This is a genomic window from Acidovorax sp. Root70, from assembly GCF_001428225.1.
Taxonomy (GTDB): Bacteria; Pseudomonadota; Gammaproteobacteria; order Burkholderiales; family Burkholderiaceae_C; genus Acidovorax.
This window is the reverse complement of record NZ_LMHQ01000014.1, coordinates 23,105-45,160: the sequence shown is the minus strand read 5'-3', so window position 1 is coordinate 45,160 and position 22,056 is coordinate 23,105. Positions and strand designations below refer to the sequence as shown.

Genomic DNA, 22,056 nt, shown 5'->3' with positions numbered 1-22,056 from the left:
TCAGATCACCTTCGCACGCATCAGGTCGCCGATGTGGACCACGCCCACCAGGGCACCCGCAGCGTCCACCGCCAGCACGCTGGTGATGGCGTGGGCCTCCATCATTTCGGCGGCATCCACGGCCAGCGCGTCGGGGGCAATGCGGCGCGGGTTGGCATGCATGACCTGGGCGGCGGTGGTGGACCGCAGTTCTGCCCCGGCCTCGATGCGGCGGCGCAGGTCGCCGTCGGTGAAGATGCCCAGCACCTGCCCGGCGGCATCGACGATGGCCGAGGCGCCCAGGCCTTTGGCGCTCATCTCGCGCATGAGGTCGCTGAACGAGGCATCGGGGGCCACACGCGGCACTTCGGTGCCCGAACGCATCACGTCGCTCACATGGGTGAGCAGCTTGCGTCCCAGCGCACCGCCAGGGTGCGAGCGGGCAAAGTCTTCAGGGCGAAAGCCCCGGGCGTCCAGCAGGGCCACGGCCAGCGCGTCGCCCATGGCCAGCTGGGCCGTGGTGCTGGCGGTGGGGGCCAGGTTCAACGGGCAGGCTTCGCGCGCCACGCTGCAGTCGAGCACCAGGTCGGCATAACGCGCCAGGGTGGACTGCAGGCCGCCCGTCATGGCGATCATGGGCGCGCCCAGGCGCCGCAGCACCGGCAGGATGGCTGTGAGTTCGCCGCTTTCGCCGCTGTTGGAGATGGCCAGCACCAGGTCGTCGCCGGTGACCATGCCCAGGTCGCCATGGCTGGCTTCGGCGGGGTGCACAAAAAACGCGGGGGTGCCGGTGGAGGCCAGGGTGGCGGCGATCTTGCGGCCCACGTGGCCGCTTTTGCCCATGCCCATCACCACCACGCGGCCCCGGGCCTGCAGCACCATCTGCACCGCCTGGGCAAACACGCCATCCACGCGGGCCGCGAGGCCGTTCAGGGCTTCCGCCTCGATGTGGAAGGTCTCGCGGGCCAGGCGCAGGGCCTGATCAGCATCGAAAGGGGGCAGCGCGGCGGGGGCGGGAGTCATGCACGGATTCTATCGACCGGGCATGCGGGCCGGGCCGCCGCGTCGGCCAAGTCCACTGGCATGGTCCGTGCATCCGGGCAGCAAAGCCTTTGCCCGGCCCACGAGGCTGCAAGACTTGCGCGCACTGGGATGCAGCAATCGCCTGCAGTCCGAGCCAGTGGCTTGATTGAATCCTGTGTTACACAAGTCAAGCCTCGGATAGCATCGAACCCATGTCCTCTCTCGCCCTCACACTGCTTTACCTGCTGGCCGCGGTGCTGGGCGTGGTGGCATGCCGCAGCCTCAAGCTGCCGCCCATGCTGGGCTACCTGGCCGCCGGGGTGCTCATTGGGCCGCATGCGCTGGCGCTGGCGCAGAACTCCGAAGGCGTGCGCCACCTGGGCGAGTTTGGGGTGGTGTTCCTGATGTTTGCCATCGGGCTGGAATTCAGCCTGCCCAAGCTGCGCGCCATGCGCAAGCAGGTGTTTGGCCTGGGGCTGATGCAGGTGGTGCTGACGATGGCCGTCGTGTCCGGACTGGCGCTGGTGCTGTCGCGCTGGGTGGGCGGGGTATGGGACATGGGCTGGCAGACGGCGCTGGCGCTGTCGGGCGTGATGGCCATGAGCAGCACGGCCATCGTGGTCAAGCTCATGGCCGAACGGGCCGAGCTGGAGAGCGAACACGGCCGGCGCGTGATGGGCATCCTGCTGTTCCAGGACCTGGCCGTGGTGCCGCTGCTGGTGCTGATTCCGGCGCTGGGGTCGTCGCCGGACCAGCTGCTCACCTCACTGGGTTGGGCGCTGATCAAGGCCACGGTGCTGGTGGGCCTGCTTCTCACCGGCGGGCAGCGGCTGATGCGCTGGTGGCTCACGCTGGTCGCGCGGCGCAAGAGCGACGAACTGTTCATGCTGAACCTGCTGCTGATCACGCTGGGCCTGGCTTGGCTGACCGAGCTGGCGGGCCTGAGCCTGGCACTGGGCGCCTTCATTGCGGGCGTGCTGGTGTCCGAGACCGAATACCGCCACCAGGTGGGCACGGACATCCGGCCCTTTCACGATGTGCTGCTGGGCCTGTTCTTCATCACCATCGGGATGATGCTGGACTGGCACATCCTGGTGGACCGCTGGGCACTGGTGCTGATGCTGCTCACGGTGCCCCTGGTGCTCAAGCTGGGGATCATCCTGGTGCTGGCGCGCGGCATGGGTGCGACCACCGGTGTGGCGCTGCGCACCGGGCTGTACCTGGCGCAGGCGGGCGAGTTCGGCTTTGTGCTGCTGTCGCTCACGCAAAGCAACGGGCTGGTGCAACCGGCGCTGATGAACCCCATCCTCGCGGCCATGGTGCTCTCGATGCTCGCCACGCCCTTCCTCATCATGTACAGCAACCGCATCGTGATGAAGCTGGTGGCCAGCGACTGGCTGCAGCAGTCGCTGCAGATGACGACCATCGCGCGCAAGTCCATCAACACCAGCAAGCATGTGATCATCTGCGGCTACGGCCGCTGCGGACAGAACCTGGCGCGCATGCTGGAGCACGAGGGCGTCCCGTACATGGCGCTGGACCTGGACCCGGACCGTGTGCGCCAGGCCGCGGCAGCGGGCGACTCGGTGGTGTATGGCGACGCCACGCGCCTGCAGGCGCTGATGGCGGCCGGCCTGGTGCGCGCCAGCGCTGTGGCCGTGACCTATATCGACGTACCCGCCGCGCTGAAGGTGCTGGCCAATGCCCGGTCGCACGCGCCGCAGGTGCCGGTGGTGGTGCGCACGCAGGACGATCTGTACCTGGACAAGCTGCAGGAGGCGGGCGCGACCGAGGTGGTGCCCGAGGCCATCGAGGGCTCGCTCATGCTCGCCAGCCACGCCCTGGCCCTGGTGGGCGTGCCCATGCGCCGCGTGCTGCGCCTGGTGCAGGACCAGCGCGACGCGCGCTACAACTTGCTGCGCGGCTACTTCCACGGCGCCGATGACGACACGGTGAACGAGCGCGACCAGGAGCGCCTGTCTACCATCAACCTGCCCCCGGGCTCCACCGCGCTGGGCCGTAGCCTGGGCCAGCTGGCGCTGCCGGCCATGGGCGTGCGCGTGGTCAACCTGCGGCGCGGCAATGGCCATGTGAGCGCGACGGTGGACGAGGCCCTGCTGGCCGAAGGCGACACGCTGGTGCTGTCGGGCCACCCGGCTGCGCTGGCGCTGGCGGAAGACAAGCTGCTGAAAGGCTGACCGGCCTGGGGCACGCCGCTGGTAACTCAACGGGTGGTCGGGCCCAAAATTTGAATGAAATGTGCCTGTAGCGCCAGTGCAATATGCGCTATCAGCTACATATTTAATAGCAAACTACAGCAACTCCGCAGGCCCAGGCCGCCCGAACAAGTAGCCCTGGAACTGGCGGCAGCCGTTGCGCAGCAAGAACGCGCGCTGCCCTTCGGTCTCCACCCCCTCGGCCACCACGTCCAGGCCCAGGCTGCGGGCCAGCGTGATGATGGTGCAGGCGATGGTGGCGTCGTTGGGGTCGGTGAGCACGTCGCGCACAAAGCTCTGGTCGATCTTGAGCTGGTCCAGCGGCAGACGCTTGAGGTAGCTGAGCGATGAGTAGCCGGTGCCAAAGTCGTCGAGCGAAAAGCCCACCCCCAGCGTGCGCAGCGCCTGCATCTTGAGGATGCTGTCCTCCACGTCGTGCAGCAGCAGGCTTTCGGTCAGTTCGAGCTTGAGCAGGCGCGGGTTGGCGGCCGAATCGCGCAGCGCGGCCAGCACCTGCTCCACAAAATCGGGCTGGCGGAACTCCTGCGCACTCACGTTGACGGCCAGCGTCCACGCAGCCGTCGCTGGGGCGATGGCCCACTGGGCCAGCTGTCGGCAGGCCAGGGCCAACACCTGGCGGCCCAGGGGCAGGATGAGCCCGGTCTGCTCGGCCAGCGGGATGAAATCGGCGGGCGAGACCATGCCGCGCTGCGGGTGTTGCCAGCGCACCAGCGCCTCGGCCCCCAGCAGGTGGCCGGTGGCGTCCACCACCGGCTGGTAGTGCAGCAAAAATTCGTTGCGCGCCAACCCCAAGCGGATGTCCCCCTCCAGCGCTGAGCGCGCCGATGCGGCGGCCTGCATGGCGGGGTCGAAAAAGCACAGGGTATTGCGCCCCTGCGCCTTGGCCTGGTACATGGCCAGATCGGCGCGCTTGAGCAGCTCCTGCACGGGCTGCTGCGCGTCCTGGAACAACGCAATGCCGATGCTGGGGGTGCTGTGCATGTCGCAGCCGTCCACCACATAGGGCTGGTTCAGCGCCACCAGCACCTTCTGGGCCACGGCCTCGGCCTCGGCGGCGGCTTCAACCTCCTGGCCGTGCAGGCCCTGCACCACGACCACAAACTCATCGCCACCCAGCCGCGCCACGGTGTCGGTGGCCCGCACGCAGGCCCCGATACGTGCGGCCACCTGCACCAGCAAGCGGTCGCCCCACTCGTGGCCCATGGTGTCGTTGATGCCCTTGAAATTGTCCAGGTCGAGGAACAGCAGCGCGCCGTGGCGGCCCTCGCGCTGGGTGGTGGCCACCGCACGCTCCAGCCGGTCCATGAGCAGGCGGCGGTTGGGCAGGCCGGTGAGTTCGTCGTAGAACGCCAGGCGCTGGATCTCGGCCTCGGCCAGCTTGCGCTCGGTGATGTCGCGCGCCACGCCCCGGTAGCCGGTAAAGCGCCCCTCTTCGTCAAAGATGGGCTCGCCGCTGATCGACACCCACACGGGTTTGCCATCCTGGGACAGGCGCTGCATCTCGAAGTCGTGAAAGACCTGGTGCGCCTCCAGCTGCTCGCGGTGCGCGCGCCATTGCCCTTCCGTGGCGAAGGTGTCAGGCAGCTCCCAGCGGGTCAGGCCATAGTGCATGTCATCCGGCACGCCCTCGGTGTGGTACGGGTTGCCGTCCAGCCGCACAAAGCGGAACTGGTCGTCCTGCTCCCAGTACCAGTCGGACGACAGGTCCGTCAGGCTGCGCCAGCGCGCCTCGCTCTGGCGCAAGGCCTCCAGCGTGCTCAGGTAGTCGGTGACATCGGTGAAGGTGCGCACGCGCCCGCCGGGCTCCAGGGCACGGGTGCGCACCTCGATGTAGCGGCCCTTGGGCGTGCGCCGCACATAGCTGTCAGGCAAAGGCAACTGGTTGCCGTGGGCCGCGTACTCCGAGGCCACATATTTGCGCGCCATGGGCTCGATGAGCTGGAAATTGGGACCGAAGTCGCCCCGCTCAGTCTGAAAGCGCACCACCTCTTCCACCAGGGGCTGCGTGGCCAGCAGGCTCTCGGGCAGGTCCAGCAGCTCCAGGTAGCGCTGGTTGTAGACGCGGATGCGCCCCTCGGCGTCGACGTTGGTGATGCCCTGGGAGATGTTGGCCAGCGTGCCTTCGAGGGCACCGGTCTTCTCGGCCAGCAGCGCGCTGGTGCGGGCCAGTTCGGCCTCCACATGGCTGCGGGCCAGCGCGGCGCGGCGGGCGGTCTCCAACTGGCCGATCGTGCTCAGCAAGGGCTGCAGAAACTGCACATCGGCATGGGTGTAGCCGCCGCTGCGGTTGGCCAGGCCCACCATGGCCACCAGCTCGCCCGCCGCGTGAATGGGCAAGCCCAGGTAGGTGTGCAGCGTGGGGTGACCAGGCGGCGTGCCCGCGCTGCGCGGGTCGTGGCTGGCCTCGTTGCTGAGGACTGGCTCGCCCGTCACCAGCGCAGCGCCCACCAGCGAGTGCAGGTTGTCGAACACCATGCCGTCCTCGGCATGCTCGGCGTAGCGCTGGCGCGAGGCCTCGTCCCAGCTGATGTCGGTCATCGCGTGCACCCGCAGATAGGGGTGCCCATCGTCGGCGCGCTGCACCTGGCCCACCAGGCCGAACGCGCTCTGGGTCAGGGTCATCAGCTCGCTCAGCAGCACCTCGAACGCTGCACGGGGGCCTGAGCTGGCTATGAACATGCCCTGGGCGCGCGAGATGGCCTGCAGCAGCCGGTGCTGGCGCGCGAGCATGGCCTCGGCCGCGCGGCGGGCGCGCGCGCTGGAGCTGCGCTCGAGCACCGCCTCGATCTGCGCGGGCAGGGTGAGCAGGTAATCCAGCGCCGGGTCCTGCACGGTGAAATCGTCAAACCCGTGGCGCATGGCCTGCGCCGCGTGGGTCTCCGCCCCCATGCGCACGATGATGATGGCCGGAACGCCGTCGAGCAGCTGCAGCAGGTCAAACGCCGAGCCGTCCATGGTGCGCTGGGCGGCCAGCACGATGTCGGGGCGGTGGCGCAGCAATTGCTCGCGCGCCTCGCTGATCGACTCCACCACATCCACGCGCCAACCCGACCAGGGGTCTGCCAGCGCCCCCGCCACTGCCTTCGCGTGGGAGTGATCACTCTCGATCAGCAGAACGGAGATGGGCATGGGCCGATCGTCGGGGAGGTTGGGGCGCCGCAGGCGGCGCGCAGTTTGTAACGCCAGTGAAACACATTATGGCGTCGGGTGCGGGTTCGCGTGTCCGGCGCGCGGGCTGTTTACACTCTCGCACTTTCCGAGCTTCGCGCCGCCGGCCAGCCCTGGGCGTGCGCACAGGCGCAGGCCCCTGCCCGGGCCTTCCCACCGTCATCACTCCCACACCCGCCCATGCAGCCCCTCAGCGTCAACCAGTACCTTCGCCAGCACATCCGCACCGTCCCCGACTGGCCCGCGCCCGGCGTGCAGTTCCGCGACATCACGCCCCTGCTGCAGGACCCGAAAGTGTTCCGCGTGCTGATCGACGCGTTCGTGCACCGCTACATGGACAAGGCGCTGCGCCCCGACGTGGTGGCAGGCCTGGACGCGCGGGGCTTCATCCTGGGGGCCGTGGTGGCCTACGAGCTGAACGTGGGCTTTGTGCCCATCCGCAAGAAGGGCAAGCTGCCCTTCACCACGGTGGAGGAAACCTATGAACTGGAATACGGCAGCGCCACGGTGGAGTTGCACACCGACGCCGTGAAGGCCGGCGACCGCGTGCTGCTGATCGACGACCTGATCGCTACCGGCGGGACCATGATGGCTGGCAAGAAGCTGCTGGAAAAGCTGGGGGCCACGGTCACCGAGGGCGCCGCGATCGTGGACCTGCCCGAGCTCGGCGGCTCACAGCGGCTGCGCGAATCGGGCCTGCCGCTGTTCACGCTGGTGGACTTTGCAGGCCACTGATACTGCGGAGGACTTGGGGACGCAAGCCCGGCCACGCCCGGCATGCCCCTGTTTCATCCCTAGTTGAGTTCACCGTACTGGGTGCTGCTCAGATCGGGGGCCTGGCCGTCGGCACCAGGCATCTCGGTGTCCTCAAAACCTGTGGGCTGCGACGGCGGCAGCAGTGGGCCGGAGCGCACAGGCACGCCCGGTCTGGCAGCCGCCGCCGGGGCAGCCGATGACCCCGCCGCATTGGCCAGCGCGCGCTTGAAAGCGGCCACCTCGTCGGCCTCGATGGGTTCAAAGCGGGCAGAAGATGGGGGCCGTGCGGCGGCCAGTGGTGCGGATGCGGGCACCAGAGGCGCAGGGGCCGATACCGCGGCGAGCGGACGGCGCGCCGCCAGCGGGGCCGGAGCAGGCGCAGAAGGGGTCAGTGGAGCAGGAGCGGTCGCAGCGGGGCGTGCGCCAGCCAACGGGGCAGGCGATGGAGCCAGGGGCGCAGGGGCAGTGGCCGCTGCTGCTGGCGGACGGCGCACCGCCGTGGATACCGCCTGCAACGGCAGCGCCGCGCCTTGGGGCGCCACGCCCTTTTGTGGAATACCCACCGCCACGTGGTCGTTGATGCGCCAGTACACGGCCGTCACCAGGATGTCGTAGCGGGTCTTGGCCGTCTGGGCGATGAGCGCCTCGATCTCGCTCAGACGCACCGTCTCGCCGCCGTATTCGCGGGCCAAGTCCATCATCACCAGGAACTGGCGGCCGCGCTGGTCAAGCGACAGCACCTTGAATTTGTAGCTGGCCGACAGCACGCCAGCGCGCACCATGGCGTCGCGCACCACCGTGTAGAGCAGCTCGCGGCGCTCCATGCGCTCGTTCTTGCGGTTGGCGGCGTGCTCAGGCGGCTGGGGTTCCACCAGCGGCTTGCCCTGGCGCCCGGTTTGCAGGGGCACGGTGGCGTCGGCGTTGAACAGGCCGGAGGGCTCGGCCGCTGCGCGGGGCTTGGCGGGGGCGGGTTTGCGGCTGAACCAGCTGAACAGGGACATGGCTTGCTTTCTTCGGATGGTGCCCGGACAAAATCCAAATCGAGTGTACCGCGCCATCCCCCTGCAGAAGATGGAAGAAGCCCAAGGGAACCCCCGACGGGGGCAGCCTGTCAGGTGGCCGCAACGCGGCGGCGGCGATTGCCCAGGCGCTTGGCCAGCACGGCCCCTGCCGCCATGGCCAGGCCCAGGGCAATGGCAGGCTGGCGGTTGGTCAGCTCGGTGAAGCGGATGGCCGTGAGGCTCCAGAGTTTGCAAGGAGCGCTGGCCTGCACGGTGGCGCTGCGCGCGCGGTGCGAGAAGAAAGCGCCTTCACCCACTACCGACCCCGCGCCCACAATCGCCAGGCGCAAGCGCTCTTTTTCGTCCTGGTAGTGCACGCTCAGGCTGCCACTTTCGACCAGATACAGCGTGCGGTCCGTGGCACCCTGGCTGAACAGCACCTGCCCTGCGGGCAGCACCACGGGCAGCAGGTAGGACGACAGCACCTCCCACTGGGCTGCCGTCAGCGGGTTGGTCATGCTGTCCTCCGCCGTGGTCTGGGCAATGGCGTCGATCAGACCTTTGAGGTCCACCTTGGAGGCAACGGGCATGGGAACATTCATGGTCCGCCGAAAGTAACCCTGTTACAGATCGGACACAAGCGCTGTTTACGTCCGTTTACAAGATAGGGCGACCAACGGTCGCTATTTGCCGATGCAGAAGCTGGAGAAGATCACCCCGAGCAGGTCGTCCGAGGTGAACTCGCCGGTGATGGCGCTCAGCGCGTTCTGCGCCAGCCGCAGTTCCTCGGCCAGCAGGTCCAGCGCCGGGCCCTGGGCCTGCAGCTGGTCAGCGGCCTCCTGCAGGTGTGACGACACCGCCTGCAGCGCCTGCACGTGCCGCGCGCGGGCGATGTAGATGCCCTCGGGCGCCGACTGCCAGCCCGCCACGTCCAGCAGCAGCCTCCGCAAGCCGTCCAGCCCCTGACCGGTGCGGGCCGACAGGTGCACCGCCGGGCGCCCGGCGCTGACGGAGGAGGCAACACCCGCCGCGCAGTCCAGCTTGTTCCAGACATCGATCACGGGAATGTTCTTGGGCAGTTTTTGCCCCAAGGCGCTTTCGATATCTGCGTCGGCAGCTACATATTCAGGAGCATTCTGCCGCGACAAGTCGTGCAGGAACAGCACGGCGTCTGCCCCCGCGATCTCGTCCCAGGCGCGGGCGATGCCGATGCGCTCGACCTCGTCGCTGCTGTCGCGCAGGCCGGCGGTGTCGATGATGTGCAGGGGCACCCCCTCGATCTGGATGGTCTGCTGCACCTTGTCGCGCGTGGTGCCTGCGATGGGCGTGACGATGGCCAGCTCGGCCCCCGCCAGCGCATTGAGCAGGGAGCTTTTGCCAGCATTGGGCTGCCCGGCGATGACCACCTTGATGCCCTCGCGCAGCAGCGCCCCCTGGCGCGCGCGCTGCATCACCGAGGCCAGGGTTTGCTGCAAGTTCGATAGCTGCCCATGCGCATCGGCCTTGCGCAGGAAGTCGATTTCTTCTTCAGGGAAGTCCAGCGTGGCCTCCACCAGCATGCGCAGGTGGATGAGCGCATCGCGCAAGCTGTGGATTTCTGCGGAGAACGCGCCCGTCAGCGAGCGGCTGGCGCTGCGGGCTGCGGCCTCGGTGCTGGCGTCGATCAGGTCGGCAATCGCCTCGGCCTGGGCGAGGTCGATCTTGTCGTTGAGGAAGGCGCGTTCGGTGAACTCCCCGGGCTGGGCCACGCGCAGGCCCGACAGGCAGGGCTGGCCGGTGGCCGGGTCCGTGGCGGTGCCCGCCTCCAGGCAGCGCGCCAGCAGCAGCTGCAGCACCACGGGGCCACCGTGGGCCTGCAGCTCCAGCACATCCTCGCCGGTGTAGCTGTGCGGGCCGGGGAAGTACAACGCCAACCCCTGGTCGATGGCCTGGCCCTGCGCGTCGCGAAAGGGCAGGTAGGTGGCCTCGCGGGGCTTGAGGGTGCGACCGCACAGCGCCTGCACCAGGGCCTCCAGCCCTTTGCCCGACACCCGCACGATGCCGACGGCCCCACGGCCGGGGGCAGTGGCGATGGCAACGATGGGGTCGTGGTGGCGGGCGAGCATGGGCAGGGACTTTACAAGGTGGACGGAAAAAAGGCCGCTTGCGCGGCCTTTGGGGGGTCAGTTCGTGGATGTCAGCGTTGCCGCTGCGGCATCACTTGAACTTGGGCAGATTGAACTGCGGTGGCACGCCCATGCGGGTGTTGATGATCCACTGCTGCGCAATCGACAGAATGTTGTTCGTCAGCCAGTACAGCACCAGGCCGGCCGGGAAGAAGAAGAACATCACGCTGAAGATCAGCGGCATGAACCACATCATCTTGGCCTGCATCGGGTCTGGCGGCGCGGGGTTCAGGGCCGTCTGCAGCAGCGAGCTGGCCGTCATCAGCAGGGGCAGGATGAAGAATGGATCCGGCGCGGAGAGGTCGTGGATCCAGCCGATCCAGGGCGCATTGCGCATCTCGACGCTGGACAGCAGCACCCAGTACAGCGCGATGAACACAGGGATCTGGATCATGATGGGGAAGCAGCCGCCCATGGGGTTGACCTTTTCCTCGCGGTAGATGCGCATCATCTCCTGCTGCATCTGCTGAGGCTTGTCCTTCAGGCGCTCACGCATCTCCGTGATCTTGGGGTTGATGGCCTTCATCTTGGCCATGCTGGCGTAGGCCTTGGCGTTCAGCCAGTAGAAAGCGATCTTCAGCAGCAGCACCAGCGCCACGATGGACCAGCCCCAGTTGTTCAAGAGTTTGTGCAGCTGATCGAGCAGCCAGTACAGCGGCTTGGACAGGATGGTGAGCCAGCCGTAGTCCTTGACCAGTTCCAGGCCGGGGTACAGCTTTTCCATCATGGTCTCGACCTGCGGGCCGGCGAACAGGCGCGCGTCGACGGTCTTGGTGGCGCCCGGCTCGATGGTGCCCAGCGAGGTCAGCATGCCCACCGAGTACAGGTTGGTGTCCACCTTGCGAACGAAGGGCTCGCGCTGCACGCCATCCGCCAGCAGCCAGGCCGTGGCGAAGTAATGCTGGACCATGGCTGCATAGCCATTGGCAGAGTCCTTGGGGATGTCGATCTTGCCGCTTTCGATGTCCTTGAACTCGATCTTCTGGTACTTCTTGGCTTCGGTGAAGACCGCTGGGCCCGTGAAGGTGGAGTAGAACGAGGACTCGCCGGGCGGCTTGTTGCCGTCACGCACCAGCTGCAGGTACAGCTGGGGCGACACGGCAGCACTACCGGTGTTCACGATCTCGTGCTTGACGGCGATGTCATAGGCGCCGCGCTTGATGGTCCAGGTCTTGACCAGCTTCACGCCACCTTGGTCGGGCGACTCGAAACGGATGCTCAGCTCGTCCTGCCCGTCCTTGAGTTCACGCGGGCCGGGCACGGCCGTCATCGCCGTCTTGTGCGTGGGGAAGGTACCGCCCACCAGGCCCGTCTGCGCCACGTAGACGCGCTGCGCGCTCTCGTCCAGCAGCAGGAAGTTGCGGGTCTTGTCGGTCATGTCGGCGTGCTTGAGCAGCTCGGCCTGCGTGAGCGAGCCGCCTTCACTGTCGAACACCAGACGGTACAGGTCGGTCTTGACTTCGATGCGCTCACGCTTGGCGGGCGCGGCCGCTGGCGTCGGCTGGCCGGGCACCGCTGCTGCGCCTTGAGCAACCGCAGTGGCTGCGGGCACGCTGGTGGCGGGCACGCTGGCTGCCCCGGTCGCGCTGGAAGCAGCACCGGCAGCGGGCGCCGTCACTGCAGGCGTGGTGGGGAAAAAGGTGGCCTTGTTGCCGTTGTGCAACTGCCACTTGTCCCACAGCAAAACCATGGAAAAGCCAAAAATCACCCACAGGATGGTGCGGCGAATGTCGTTCATGAAGACTTCTTTGGTGAGGATGATTGGGTGGTGGACGGATGACGCCGCGAAAAAAGCCGCATGCTGCGCGGCAGATCTTGCGGGACCGGATCGTGGCCCCCGTCACACCAAGGGTGGCAGCGTACCAGCCTGCGCACCGTGAGATAACTGCCTGTCAGAGCGCCGTGCTGCTCCAGCGCCTGCAGCGAATAGACCGAGCAGGTCGGCTCAAAGCGGCAGGCCGAGCCCAGCCAGGGGCTGAGGAACAACCGATAGCCTTTGACCACGCCGATCAGCAGGCGCTGCATCATGGGGCGGTCACCGGCTCTGCCACCGGCGGCACAGGTGCGGCAGCTGGAGTGGCTGAGGCCACTGCAGCGCCCGCATGCCGGGTGGCGTACCCGAACAGCTGCAGCAGCTCCGTGCGCACCGCCTGCTTGAGCTGGTCGGACGTGGCGCTCACAAACTGCTTGCGATCAAACGCCGAACGCAGGCGCACCACATGGGCGGCCTGCGGCAAACGCGCCTCAAACATGGCGCCCACGGTGTAAATCTGCCGCTTGATAGCGTTGCGCGTCACGGCGCGGCGCGCCCAGCGCTTGGGCACCATGGCACCCAGCCAGACGCCAGGAACGACAAACAGGGCCTGCGGCCCTTGCGTGTGCTGCAAGGAGCCGGGCCCTGTGGGTGCAACAGCAGCGGTTTGGCTAGCTGCAGCGCCATTGGCATCGAGTACCAAGCGGTGCAACGCAAAATGCGCCGTGCGGGAGACAGTGCCTCCCGCCATGGCAGCCTGGAACTGCGGCCGGGTTTTTAGCCTGTGCATGCAAGCGCCCCGTTTGGAACCTGGCGGTACAAACCGGGAACAGGCGGGGAGCAGGCCGTAGACCGTAACGGCCTTAGACGGCCAGGCGCTTGCGGCCCTTGGCGCGGCGTGCGTTGATAACGGCACGGCCGCCGCGGGTCTTCATGCGGACGAGGAAACCGTGGGTGCGCGCGCGGCGCGTCTTGGAGGGCTGGTAAGTACGTTTCATGGTGCTATTCCTTGAGGTTCAGTTCCGGACTGCTGCTCTTGAACCCCCTGCAATCTGCACAGCCACGCCGCAAAAACGGCGCCTTGGCGGCAGACCCACGGGGCAGAAATAACGGCGCGCCGGGTCAAATCACCCTGAACACATTCAGGGAAACCCAAAATTATCGCAGGCTTGTGGCTGGCTGGCAATGCCTTTCGGTGAGCGGGCCTTTATCAGCGAGCACTGGAACCCCGGGCGCTGCCCTCGATGGGCCTCTGTGTACAAGAGGGCGTCACGCAGCAGCGTGCGGCTCCGCGACCGTTTCTGCCCTCCATGGCAACCCCGGATTCCCCCGGATGACAGCCGCCATCAAATTGTGGATAACTCCTTGACAAGCTACAATCCACCGCCTCACCCCGTTCCTCCTATCCACAATAAGAATTCCCCAGAAATGACCGAGGAACCCACCCGCAGCTCCCCCAATTCGCCCGGCTCAGATGCCGGTCAGGGCCTGTGGCAAGCCTGCGTTGAGCAACTGGCACAAGACCTGCCAGAACAACAATTCAACACCTGGATCAAGCCCCTGGTGGCCCAGGTGGCCGAAGACTTCTCCAAAGTCACGCTGCTCGTGGGCAACCGCTTCAAGCTCGACTGGATCCGCGCTCAATACGCGGGCCGCATTGCCGCGCTGCTTGAAGGCCTGTATGGCCAACCAGTCACGCTGGAGTTAGCGCTCGCTCAGCGGGAATCTGTTGCCCGCACTTATGTGCGCCCCACGTCGCAGGAGCCCGCCAGCTCCGCAGCGCCCGCCGAATCCCCTTCCAGCAGCAACGATGAAGCCACGGCGGGTGCGTTCCGCAACCGCCTCAACGCCGCCCTCACGTTCGAGACCCTGGTGGAGGGCACAGCCAACCGCATGGCGCGCTCGGCGGCCATGCACGTGGCGGGCATGCCCGGCCATCTGTACAACCCGTTGTTCATCTACGGCGGCGTGGGCCTGGGCAAGACCCACCTGGTGCACGCTGTGGGCAACCGCCTGCTGCAGGACAAGCCCGACGCCAAAGTTCTCTACATCCACGCCGAACAGTTCGTGTCGGATGTGGTTAAGGCCTACCAGCGCCGCACCTTCGACGAGTTCAAGGAGCGCTACCACTCGCTGGACCTGCTGCTGATCGACGATGTGCAGTTCTTCGCCAACAAGGACCGCACGCAGGAAGAATTCTTCAACGCATTCGAAGCCCTGCTGGCCAAGAAGTCGCACATCGTGATGACGTCGGACACCTATCCCAAGGGCCTGGCCAACATCCATGAGCGGCTGGTGTCGCGCTTTGACTCGGGCCTGACGGTGGCCATCGAACCGCCCGAGCTGGAAATGCGCGTGGCCATTCTGATCAACAAGGCGCGCGTCGAAGGCACGGAGATGCCCGAGGAAGTCGCCTTCTTCGTGGCCAAGAACGTGCGCTCCAACGTGCGCGAGCTCGAAGGCGCGCTGCGCAAGATCCTGGCGTACTCGCGCTTCAACCAGAAAGAGATTTCCATCCAGCTCGCCCGCGAGGCGTTGCGCGACCTGCTGTCCATCCAGAACCGGCAGATCTCTGTGGAAAACATTCAGAAGACGGTGGCCGACTATTACAAGATCAAGGTCGCCGACATGTACAGCAAGAAGCGCCCAGCCAGCATTGCCCGCCCGCGCCAGATTGCGATGTACCTGGCCAAGGAGCTGACGCAAAAGAGCCTTCCCGAGATCGGAGAATTGTTTGGCGGACGCGACCACACGACCGTGCTGCATGCCGTACGAAAGATTTCGGGCGAGCGCCAGCAACTGACCGAGCTGAACCAGCAGTTGCACGTGCTGGAGCAGACGCTGAAAGGCTGATGCCCCATGCGCTCCATGAGGCTGGTATCTGTAAGAACTTGTTCATTGCGCCTCCAAGAAGGCGAACAGCCGCTTACAGGGCAAAATGACGGATTGGGCAGCAGGGGGGGCACCACCCGTGCCGCTGCCGACGCACCGGTTTAGAAAATCCACAAGAGGTTGATGACATGATCGTCCTGAAGGCAACACAAGACAAGGTTCTCGCGGTACTGCAGTCCGTGGCTGGCATCGTGGAGCGCCGCCACACGCTGCCCATCCTGGCCAATGTGCTGATCCGCAAGACAGGCAATGCCCTGCAGCTGACGACCAGCGACCTCGAAATCCAGATCCGCACCACGGCCGAACTGGGCGGCGACACCGGCGACTTCACCACCACCGTGGGCGCGCGCAAGCTCATCGACATCCTGCGCACCATGCCCGGTGACCAGACCGTGAGCCTCGAATCGGCCCAGTCCAAGCTCATCCTCAAGGGCGGCAAGAGCCGCTTCACGCTGCAAAGCCTGCCGGCTGAAGACTTCCCGCTGGTTCAGGAATCCGCCGCCTTTGGCCCCGTGTTCGCTGTGCCGCAAAAGACCCTCAAGGACCTGCTGGGCCAGGTGTCGTTTGCGATGGCGGTGCAGGACATCCGCTACTACCTCAACGGCATCCTGTTCGTGGCCGAGGGCAAGACCCTGAGCCTGGTCGCCACCGACGGCCACCGCCTGGCCTTTGCCAGCGCCACGCTGGATGTGGAAGTGCCCAAGCAGGAAGTCATCCTGCCGCGCAAGACCGTGATCGAGCTGCAGCGCCTGTTGTCTGATGCGGGTGGCGAGAACCAGCCGCACATCGAAATGCAGTTCGCCAACAACCAGGCCAAGTTCACCTTTGGCGGCATGGAGTTCGTCACCAAGCTGGTCGAGGGCAAGTTCCCCGACTACAACCGCGTGATCCCCAAGAACCACAAGAACAGCATCACCCTGGGCCGCGCCCCCCTGCTGGCCAGCCTGCAGCGCACGGCCATCATGACCAGCGACAAGTTCAAGGGCGTGCGCCTGAACCTGGAGCCCGGCACCCTGCGGGTGGCGTCCAACAACGCCGAGCAGGAAGAAGCCGTGGACGAGCTCGACATCGACTACGGTGGCGACACCATCGAGATCGGTTTCAACGTGACCTACCTCATCGACGCCCTGGCCAACATGGGCCAGGACATGGTGAAGGTGGAATTGTCGGACGGCAACAGCTCTGCGCTGCTGACCATCCCCGAGAACGACAGCTTCAAGTACGTCGTGATGCCCATGCGCATCTGAGGCAGCGTGACGCCAGCCCTGCTTCACAGTTGCAACGCCACACTGCAAACGCTACTGTATTGATAGCTGCAAGCGCATATTCAATATGCGCTTGCGCCCAATTTGACCATTGAACACATTGGAAACTCCGGTTTCCACGGATCCCAAGGCCCACCATGACCGTTGACAACATTCCTTCCGAGCCCGAATCCTCCGGCGTCTCCGGCCATGTGGAGCCCACCGTCAACAAGATCGACACCAACCAGGCCGGCGCCAGCGAAAGCTACGGCGAAGGCGCCATCACCATCCTCGAAGGCCTGGAGGCCGTGCGCAAGCGCCCCGGCATGTACATCGGCGACACGAGCGACGGCACCGGCCTGCACCACCTGGTGTTCGAAGTGGTCGACAACTCCATCGACGAAGCACTGGCCGGCCACTGCGACGACATCGTCGTCACCATCCACACCGACAACTCCATCAGCGTGACCGACAACGGCCGGGGCATCCCCACCGGCGTGAAGATGGACGACAAGCACGAGCCCAAGCGCTCGGCGGCAGAAATTGCCCTGACTGAACTGCACGCGGGCGGCAAGTTCAACCAGAACAGCTACAAGGTCTCGGGCGGCCTGCACGGCGTGGGCGTGAGCTGCGTGAACGCTTTGAGCAAATGGCTGCGCCTTACTGTGCGCCGCGAAGGCAAGGTGCACCAGATCGAATTTGCGCGCGGCTTCGTGCAAGACCGCCTGCTCGACAAGGTAGACGGCTTTGAAGTCAGCCCCATGAAGGTGACCGGCGAGACCGAAAAGCGCGGCACCGAAGTGCACTTTTTGCCAGACACCGAGATCTTCAAAGAGAACAACGACTTCCACTACGAGATCCTGGCCAAGCGCCTGCGCGAACTCTCGTTCCTGAACAACGGCGTGCGCATTCGCCTCAAGGACGAGCGCAGCGGCAAGGAAGACGACTTCTCCGGCGCCGGTGGCGTGCGCGGCTTTGTCGAGTTCATCAACAAGGGCAAGACCGTTCTGCACCCCACATCGTTCTACGCTGCAGGCGAGCGCCCGGCAGAGACGTACGGTGGCATCCCCGGCACGCACATCGGCGTGGAAGTGGCCATGCAGTGGAACAGCGCGTACACCGAGCAAGTGCTGTGCTTCACCAACAACATCCCCCAGCGTGACGGCGGCACCCACCTCACCGGCCTGCGCGCCGCGATGACCCGCGTCATCAACAAATACATCGAAGAAAACGAGCTGGCCAAGAAGGCCAAGGTCGAAGTCACCGGCGACGACATGCGCGAAGGCCTGTGCTGCGTGCTGAGCGTGAAAGTGCCCGAGCCCAAGTTCAGCAGTCAGACCAAGGACAAGCTGGTGTCGAGCGAAGTGCGCGCCCCGGTCGAAGACATCGTGGGCAAGCTGCTCACCGACTACCTGCAGGAAAAGCCGAACGACGCCAAGATCATCTGCGGCAAGATCGTCGAGGCCGCCCGCGCCCGCGAAGCCGCCCGCAAGGCCCGCGAAATGACCCGCCGTAAAGGCGTGCTCGACGGTATGGGCCTGCCCGGCAAACTGGCCGACTGCCAGGAAAAAGACCCGGCGATGTGCGAAATCTACATCGTCGAGGGTGACTCCGCCGGCGGCTCCGCCAAACAGGGCCGTGACCGCAAGTTCCAGGCCATCCTGCCCCTGCGCGGCAAGATCCTGAACGTGGAAAAAGCCCGCTACGAAAAGTTGCTGACCAGCAACGAAATCCTCACGCTGATCACGGCCCTGGGCACCGGCATCGGCAAGGCCGGTGGCACCACTGGCGGCGACGACTTTGATGTGGCCAAGCTGCGCTACCACCGCATCATCATCATGACCGACGCGGACGTCGACGGCGCCCACATCCGCACCCTGCTGCTCACCTTCTTCTACCGCCAGATGCCCGAGCTGGTCGAGCGCGGCCACATCTACATCGCCCAGCCACCGCTGTACAAGGTCAAGGCCGGCAAGGAAGAGTTGTACCTGAAGGACGCCCCCGCGCTCGACGGCTTCTTGCTGCGTATTGCGCTGAACCACGCCAGCGTGACCACCGGCGGCGCCAACCCGCAAACCCTGACCGGCGACACCCTGGCCGAACTGGCGCGCAAGCACCAGATCGCTGAAAGCGTCATCGCCCGCCTGGGCAACTTCATGGACGCCGAAGCCCTGCGCGCGATTGCCGACGGCGTGAGCCTCAAACTCGACACCGTGGCCGACGCTGAAGCCAGCGCCGTGGCCCTGCAGGCCAAGCTGCGCGAACTGAACACCACCGGAGCCCCAGCCGAAGTGGCCGGTGAATTTGACGCCCGCACCGACAAGCCCCTGCTGCGCATCAGCCGCCGCCACCACGGCAACATCAAGAGCAGCGTCATCACGCAAGACTTTGTGCACGGCGCCGACTACGCCGCCCTGGCCGAAGCCGCCGAAACCTTCCGCGGCCTGCTGGCCGAAGGCGCCAAGGCGATGCGCGGCGAAGGCGACAAGCAGAAGGAAGAGAAAGTGGGCGACTTCCGCCAGGCCATGAAGTGGCTGATTGCCGAAGCCGAACGCACCACCAGCCGCCAGCGCTACAAGGGCCTGGGCGAAATGAACCCCGAGCAGCTGTGGGAAACGACGATGGACCCCAACGTGCGCCGCCTGCTACGCGTGCAGATCGACGACGCGATTGAGGCGGATCGCGTGTTCACGATGCTGATGGGCGATGAAGTGGAGCCACGCCGGGATTTCATTGAGACGAATGCGCTGCGCGCGGGGAATATTGACGTTTGACATAGTCAGCCGACTCGGTTGAACCGATCATGGACTGGTCTCCGGCCGAGGTAGAAGCAGTTGTTGCCGACTACCTCAAGATGCTCAGTCTTGAATTGGCTGGTCAGACCTACAGCAAGGCTGCACACCGTCGCGCCTTGCTTGAAAGGCTCAATGGTCGATCCGCAGGTTCTGTTGAATTCAAGCACTGCAACATCAGCGCAGTGCTCATCCATCTGGGCTGCCCCTACCTGCGCGGATATCAACCACGGGCTAACTACCAACGTCTACTGCGCGAAGTAGTGGAGCGGCAAGTTGACCGTTTCTCCGCACTAGATTCACTTGCACTTGCGGCGGTGCACCAGCCTGCGATATCCCATGAAATTGTGGATTTCTCGAAAGTTGAAACCGAAGCACCGCAAAAGCGCCACCATGTCGGCGAATCAAGCCCAGGCTACGGCAATCTACCCATCAAGCGTGACTACCTTGCGATTGAGTCTCGCAATCGCTCGTTAGGTCAGGCCGGTGAAGAGTTCGTTTTTCGATACGAGCAGTGGCGGCTGATTCATATCGGAAAGCGCGATCTTGCTGAACGGGTAGAGCACGTTTCGCAAACAAAGGGGGATGGCCTTGGTTATGACATCCTGTCTTTCGATGCGAGTGGCCGCGAGCGATTCATTGAGGTGAAAACCACTGCGTTTGGCAAAGACACACCGTTTTTCTTATCGAAGAACGAACTGCGTTTTTCCCGAGACGCGGGTACTGACTTCACGCTGTGTCGCTTATTCGAGTTTCGACAGACTCCAAAGTTGTTCTCTCTGAAAGGTGCGCTAGATCAGCACTGTGACCTAGACCCTGTCACATATCGCGCCAGCTTTTCTTAGTTCTACCGTAAACCGATACCCGTCCGCCTTCACCCCCATGCGCTCCCCCATCGCCATCGTTGACGTAGACCGCCTGGACACCTGGACCCGCTACCGCGCAGGCCTGTGCGACACCTGCGCGGCCAACTGCTGCACGATGCCGCTGGAGGTGCAGCTGTCAGACCTGGTGCGGCTGGAACTGGTGGACCCGTTCGAGGCCGAGCACGAGGAAATCCGCCACATTGCCAAGCGGCTGCAGAAGGCGCGGCTGATTGACCACTTCAACCACAAGAACGCGATCTTCACGATGGCGCGGCGGGCCAGTGGGGACTGCAACTTTCTCGACCCCACAACGCGGCTGTGCACGGTGTATGACAAGCGGCCCGAGACCTGCCGCCTGCACCCGCAGAAGAAGAGCCCCAAGCCGGGTTACTGCGCCTATGGGGCGCGGGATCTGAAGCGGCGGGGCTGACTACAGACAAGCGCTGAGGTGGCTAGCATCTGCGCGAGCCTACCGCCGTCTGAAACCGCGCCCGCGCTTACGCCATGTCGCGCAGTTCGCGGCGCAGGATCTTGCCAACGCTGGACTGGGGCAGGGCCTCCACAAACACGATCTGCCGGGGCACCTTGTAGGGGGTGAGTGCGGCGCGGCAGTGGGCGGCGATGTGGTCTGCATCCACCGGTGGCGCGTTACCCGCCGCGCGCACCACATACAGCCGCAGCGCCTCGCCCGTTTTCTCGTCCGGCACGCCGATGCAGGCGCATTCCAGTACGCCGGGACAGGCGGTGGCCACGGCTTCGACTTCGTTGGGAAAGACGTTGAAGCCTGAGACGATGACCATGTCCTTTTTGCGGTCCACGATCTTGAGGAAGCCGCGCTCGTCCAGCTGGCCGATGTCGCCGGTGCGAAAGTAGCCGTCGGGCGTGAAGGCGGCGGCGTTGGCCTCGGGCTGCTGCCAGTAGCCGCTCATGACCTGGGGGCCTTTCACACAAACCTCGCCAGGCTGGCCCAGGGGCGCGGGGTGGCCCTGGTCGTCCAGCAGCCGCACATCCGTCGAGGGGAGGGGCAGGCCGGTGCTGCCGCTGAAGGCGGTGACCGATGCGGGGTTGAAGGCCACCACGGGGCTGGTCTCGCTCAGGCCGTAGCCTTCGCGAATGAACTGGCCGGTGATGGCCTGCCAGCGGGCGGATACCGAGGGGAGGATGGCGGCACCACCGCCGCCCGCCAGCCGCAGGTTGGAGAAGTCCACGCCCTGCGTGCCGGGGTGCGCCGCCAGCCCGGCGTACAGCGTGTTGACGCCCATGAACACGCTGGGGCGCGCGGCGTTCAGCACATGGATCAGCGCGTCCAGGTCGCGCGGGTTGGGCACCAGCCAGTTGCGTGCGCCCACCGCAAAGTAGCTGATCAGGTTCACCATCAGCGCGAAGATGTGATACAGCGGAATGGCGGTGACGATGACCTCTTGCGCAGGGCGCAGGGCATCGGGCACGAAGGCCTTGAACTGCTCCACATTGGCCACCAGGTTGCGGTGCGTGAGCATGGCGCCCTTGGACAGGCCTGTGGTACCCCCGGTGTACTGCAGGAACAGCAGGTCGCTCCCCTCCAGCACGGGCGGCGCAAAGGGCAGGGTGGCGCCCTCGGCCAGTGCGCGCGCCAACGAGGTGGTGGTGTGCAGGTGGGCATCCACCGGCGGCCCGGGCAGGTCGGCTGCGGTGCCGTCGCCGGGCGCCACGGTGATGATGCTGTGCAGCTCCACTCGGTCCTGGATGGCGGCCAGGGTGGCGGTAGACCCGGCATAGATCACCATCACCCGGGCGCCTGCGTCCCGTAGCTGGTGCTCCAGCTCGCGCGGGGTGTAGAGCGGGTTGACGTTGACCTGCACGCAGCCTGCGCGCGCAATGCCCAGCATGGCGATAGGGAACGCCATCAGGTTCGGGCACATCACGGCAATGCGGTCGCCCTTGCGCACGCGCAGCACGTTCTGCAGGTAGGCCGCAAACGCGCGGGATTGCTGGTCTACATGCGCATAGGTCAGCGTCTGGCCCAGGCAGGTGAATGCGGGCCGGTGCTCATGGCGCTGCATGGCGGCACACAGCAGGTGCACGATGCTGGGATGGCTGTCGGGATCGATGTGGGCAGGGATGGCGCCATAGCTGGCCAGCCAGGGTTGGGGGGACATGGTGAAACGGTCCTCAATGAGGGTGGAGCAACAATGTGCAGG

The 22,056-nt window shown here is 65.6% G+C and carries 17 protein-coding genes; 7 read left to right on the top strand and 10 right to left on the bottom strand.

Going from position 1 to position 22,056, the window contains the following annotated elements; genetic code table 11:
* The gene (locus ASD94_RS09910; RefSeq protein ID WP_056642111.1) at window positions 1-1,002 is read right to left on the bottom strand and encodes an SIS domain-containing protein; all 1,002 of its coding nucleotides are present in this window, start codon (window positions 1,000-1,002) and stop codon (window positions 1-3) included.
* Between the two features lie 212 nt (window positions 1,003-1,214).
* Here ASD94_RS09910 and ASD94_RS09905 point away from each other — a divergent pair, with 212 nt between their 5' ends.
* Window positions 1,215-3,200, top strand: coding sequence for a monovalent cation:proton antiporter family protein (locus tag ASD94_RS09905; protein ID WP_056642108.1), 1,986 nt, complete (start codon window positions 1,215-1,217; stop codon window positions 3,198-3,200).
* A 114-nt stretch (window positions 3,201-3,314) separates the two neighbouring features.
* Here the strand turns inward: ASD94_RS09905 and ASD94_RS09900 are convergent, their stop codons facing one another.
* Window positions 3,315-6,368, bottom strand: a complete 3,054-nt coding sequence (locus ASD94_RS09900; protein WP_056642104.1) for an EAL domain-containing protein — start codon at window positions 6,366-6,368, stop codon at window positions 3,315-3,317.
* A 219-nt stretch (window positions 6,369-6,587) separates the two neighbouring features.
* Between ASD94_RS09900 and ASD94_RS09895 the strand changes: the two genes are divergently transcribed.
* Window positions 6,588-7,142, top strand: coding sequence for an adenine phosphoribosyltransferase (locus ASD94_RS09895; protein WP_056642102.1), 555 nt, complete (start codon window positions 6,588-6,590; stop codon window positions 7,140-7,142).
* A 59-nt stretch (window positions 7,143-7,201) separates the two neighbouring features.
* Here ASD94_RS09895 and ASD94_RS09890 read toward each other — a convergent pair whose 3' ends face one another.
* The 7 genes from ASD94_RS09890 to rpmH form a co-directional block, all read right to left on the bottom strand.
* Window positions 7,202-8,164 carry a hypothetical protein gene (locus ASD94_RS09890; RefSeq protein WP_056642099.1) on the bottom strand — a complete coding sequence of 321 codons (963 nt, stop codon included), beginning with the start codon at window positions 8,162-8,164 and terminating at the stop codon, window positions 7,202-7,204.
* 110 nt (window positions 8,165-8,274) lie between these two features.
* On the bottom strand, window positions 8,275-8,766 hold the full coding sequence (locus ASD94_RS09885) for a Crp/Fnr family transcriptional regulator (protein ID WP_043565827.1): 492 nt from the start codon (window positions 8,764-8,766) through the stop codon (window positions 8,275-8,277).
* A gap of 81 nt (window positions 8,767-8,847) precedes the next feature.
* The gene (gene mnmE, locus ASD94_RS09880; RefSeq protein WP_056642096.1) at window positions 8,848-10,269 is read right to left on the bottom strand and encodes a tRNA uridine-5-carboxymethylaminomethyl(34) synthesis GTPase MnmE; all 1,422 of its coding nucleotides are present in this window, start codon (window positions 10,267-10,269) and stop codon (window positions 8,848-8,850) included.
* 91 nt (window positions 10,270-10,360) lie between these two features.
* Window positions 10,361-12,067, bottom strand: a complete 1,707-nt coding sequence (gene yidC, locus ASD94_RS09875; protein WP_056642093.1) for a membrane protein insertase YidC — start codon at window positions 12,065-12,067, stop codon at window positions 10,361-10,363.
* Complete coding sequence (yidD, locus tag ASD94_RS23150; RefSeq protein ID WP_082576826.1) at window positions 12,064-12,357, bottom strand: membrane protein insertion efficiency factor YidD; 294 nt, start codon at window positions 12,355-12,357, stop codon at window positions 12,064-12,066. The genes yidC and yidD overlap by 4 nt, the downstream gene beginning before the upstream one ends.
* Entirely contained in the window at window positions 12,354-12,872 is a 519-nt protein-coding gene (locus ASD94_RS09870) for a ribonuclease P protein component (protein ID WP_056642090.1), read from the bottom strand. The genes yidD and ASD94_RS09870 overlap by 4 nt, the downstream gene beginning before the upstream one ends.
* Window positions 12,873-12,945: 73 nt before the next feature.
* Entirely contained in the window at window positions 12,946-13,080 is a 135-nt protein-coding gene (rpmH, locus tag ASD94_RS09865) for a 50S ribosomal protein L34 (RefSeq protein WP_005798102.1), read from the bottom strand.
* Between the two features lie 430 nt (window positions 13,081-13,510).
* Between rpmH and dnaA the strand changes: the two genes are divergently transcribed.
* The 5 genes from dnaA to ASD94_RS09840 all read left to right on the top strand — a co-directional run bounded on the left by dnaA (window position 13,511) and on the right by ASD94_RS09840 (window position 20,306).
* The gene (gene dnaA, locus ASD94_RS09860; RefSeq protein ID WP_056642088.1) at window positions 13,511-14,935 is read left to right on the top strand and encodes a chromosomal replication initiator protein DnaA; all 1,425 of its coding nucleotides are present in this window, start codon (window positions 13,511-13,513) and stop codon (window positions 14,933-14,935) included.
* A gap of 167 nt (window positions 14,936-15,102) precedes the next feature.
* On the top strand, window positions 15,103-16,221 hold the full coding sequence (gene dnaN / locus ASD94_RS09855) for a DNA polymerase III subunit beta (protein WP_056642086.1): 1,119 nt from the start codon (window positions 15,103-15,105) through the stop codon (window positions 16,219-16,221).
* Between the two features lie 155 nt (window positions 16,222-16,376).
* Window positions 16,377-18,992, top strand: a complete 2,616-nt coding sequence (gene gyrB, locus ASD94_RS09850) for a DNA topoisomerase (ATP-hydrolyzing) subunit B (protein WP_056642083.1) — start codon at window positions 16,377-16,379, stop codon at window positions 18,990-18,992.
* Between the two features lie 29 nt (window positions 18,993-19,021).
* Complete coding sequence (locus ASD94_RS09845) at window positions 19,022-19,855, top strand: DUF3883 domain-containing protein (protein WP_235510616.1); 834 nt, start codon at window positions 19,022-19,024, stop codon at window positions 19,853-19,855.
* 37 nt (window positions 19,856-19,892) lie between these two features.
* On the top strand, window positions 19,893-20,306 hold the full coding sequence (locus ASD94_RS09840; protein ID WP_056642079.1) for a YkgJ family cysteine cluster protein: 414 nt from the start codon (window positions 19,893-19,895) through the stop codon (window positions 20,304-20,306).
* Window positions 20,307-20,373: 67 nt separating this feature from the next.
* On the opposite strand, the gene ASD94_RS09835 is transcribed toward ASD94_RS09840, so the two are convergent.
* The gene (locus ASD94_RS09835; RefSeq protein WP_056642076.1) at window positions 20,374-22,014 is read right to left on the bottom strand and encodes an AMP-binding protein; all 1,641 of its coding nucleotides are present in this window, start codon (window positions 22,012-22,014) and stop codon (window positions 20,374-20,376) included.
* Between the last annotated feature and the right edge of the window lie 42 nt (window positions 22,015-22,056).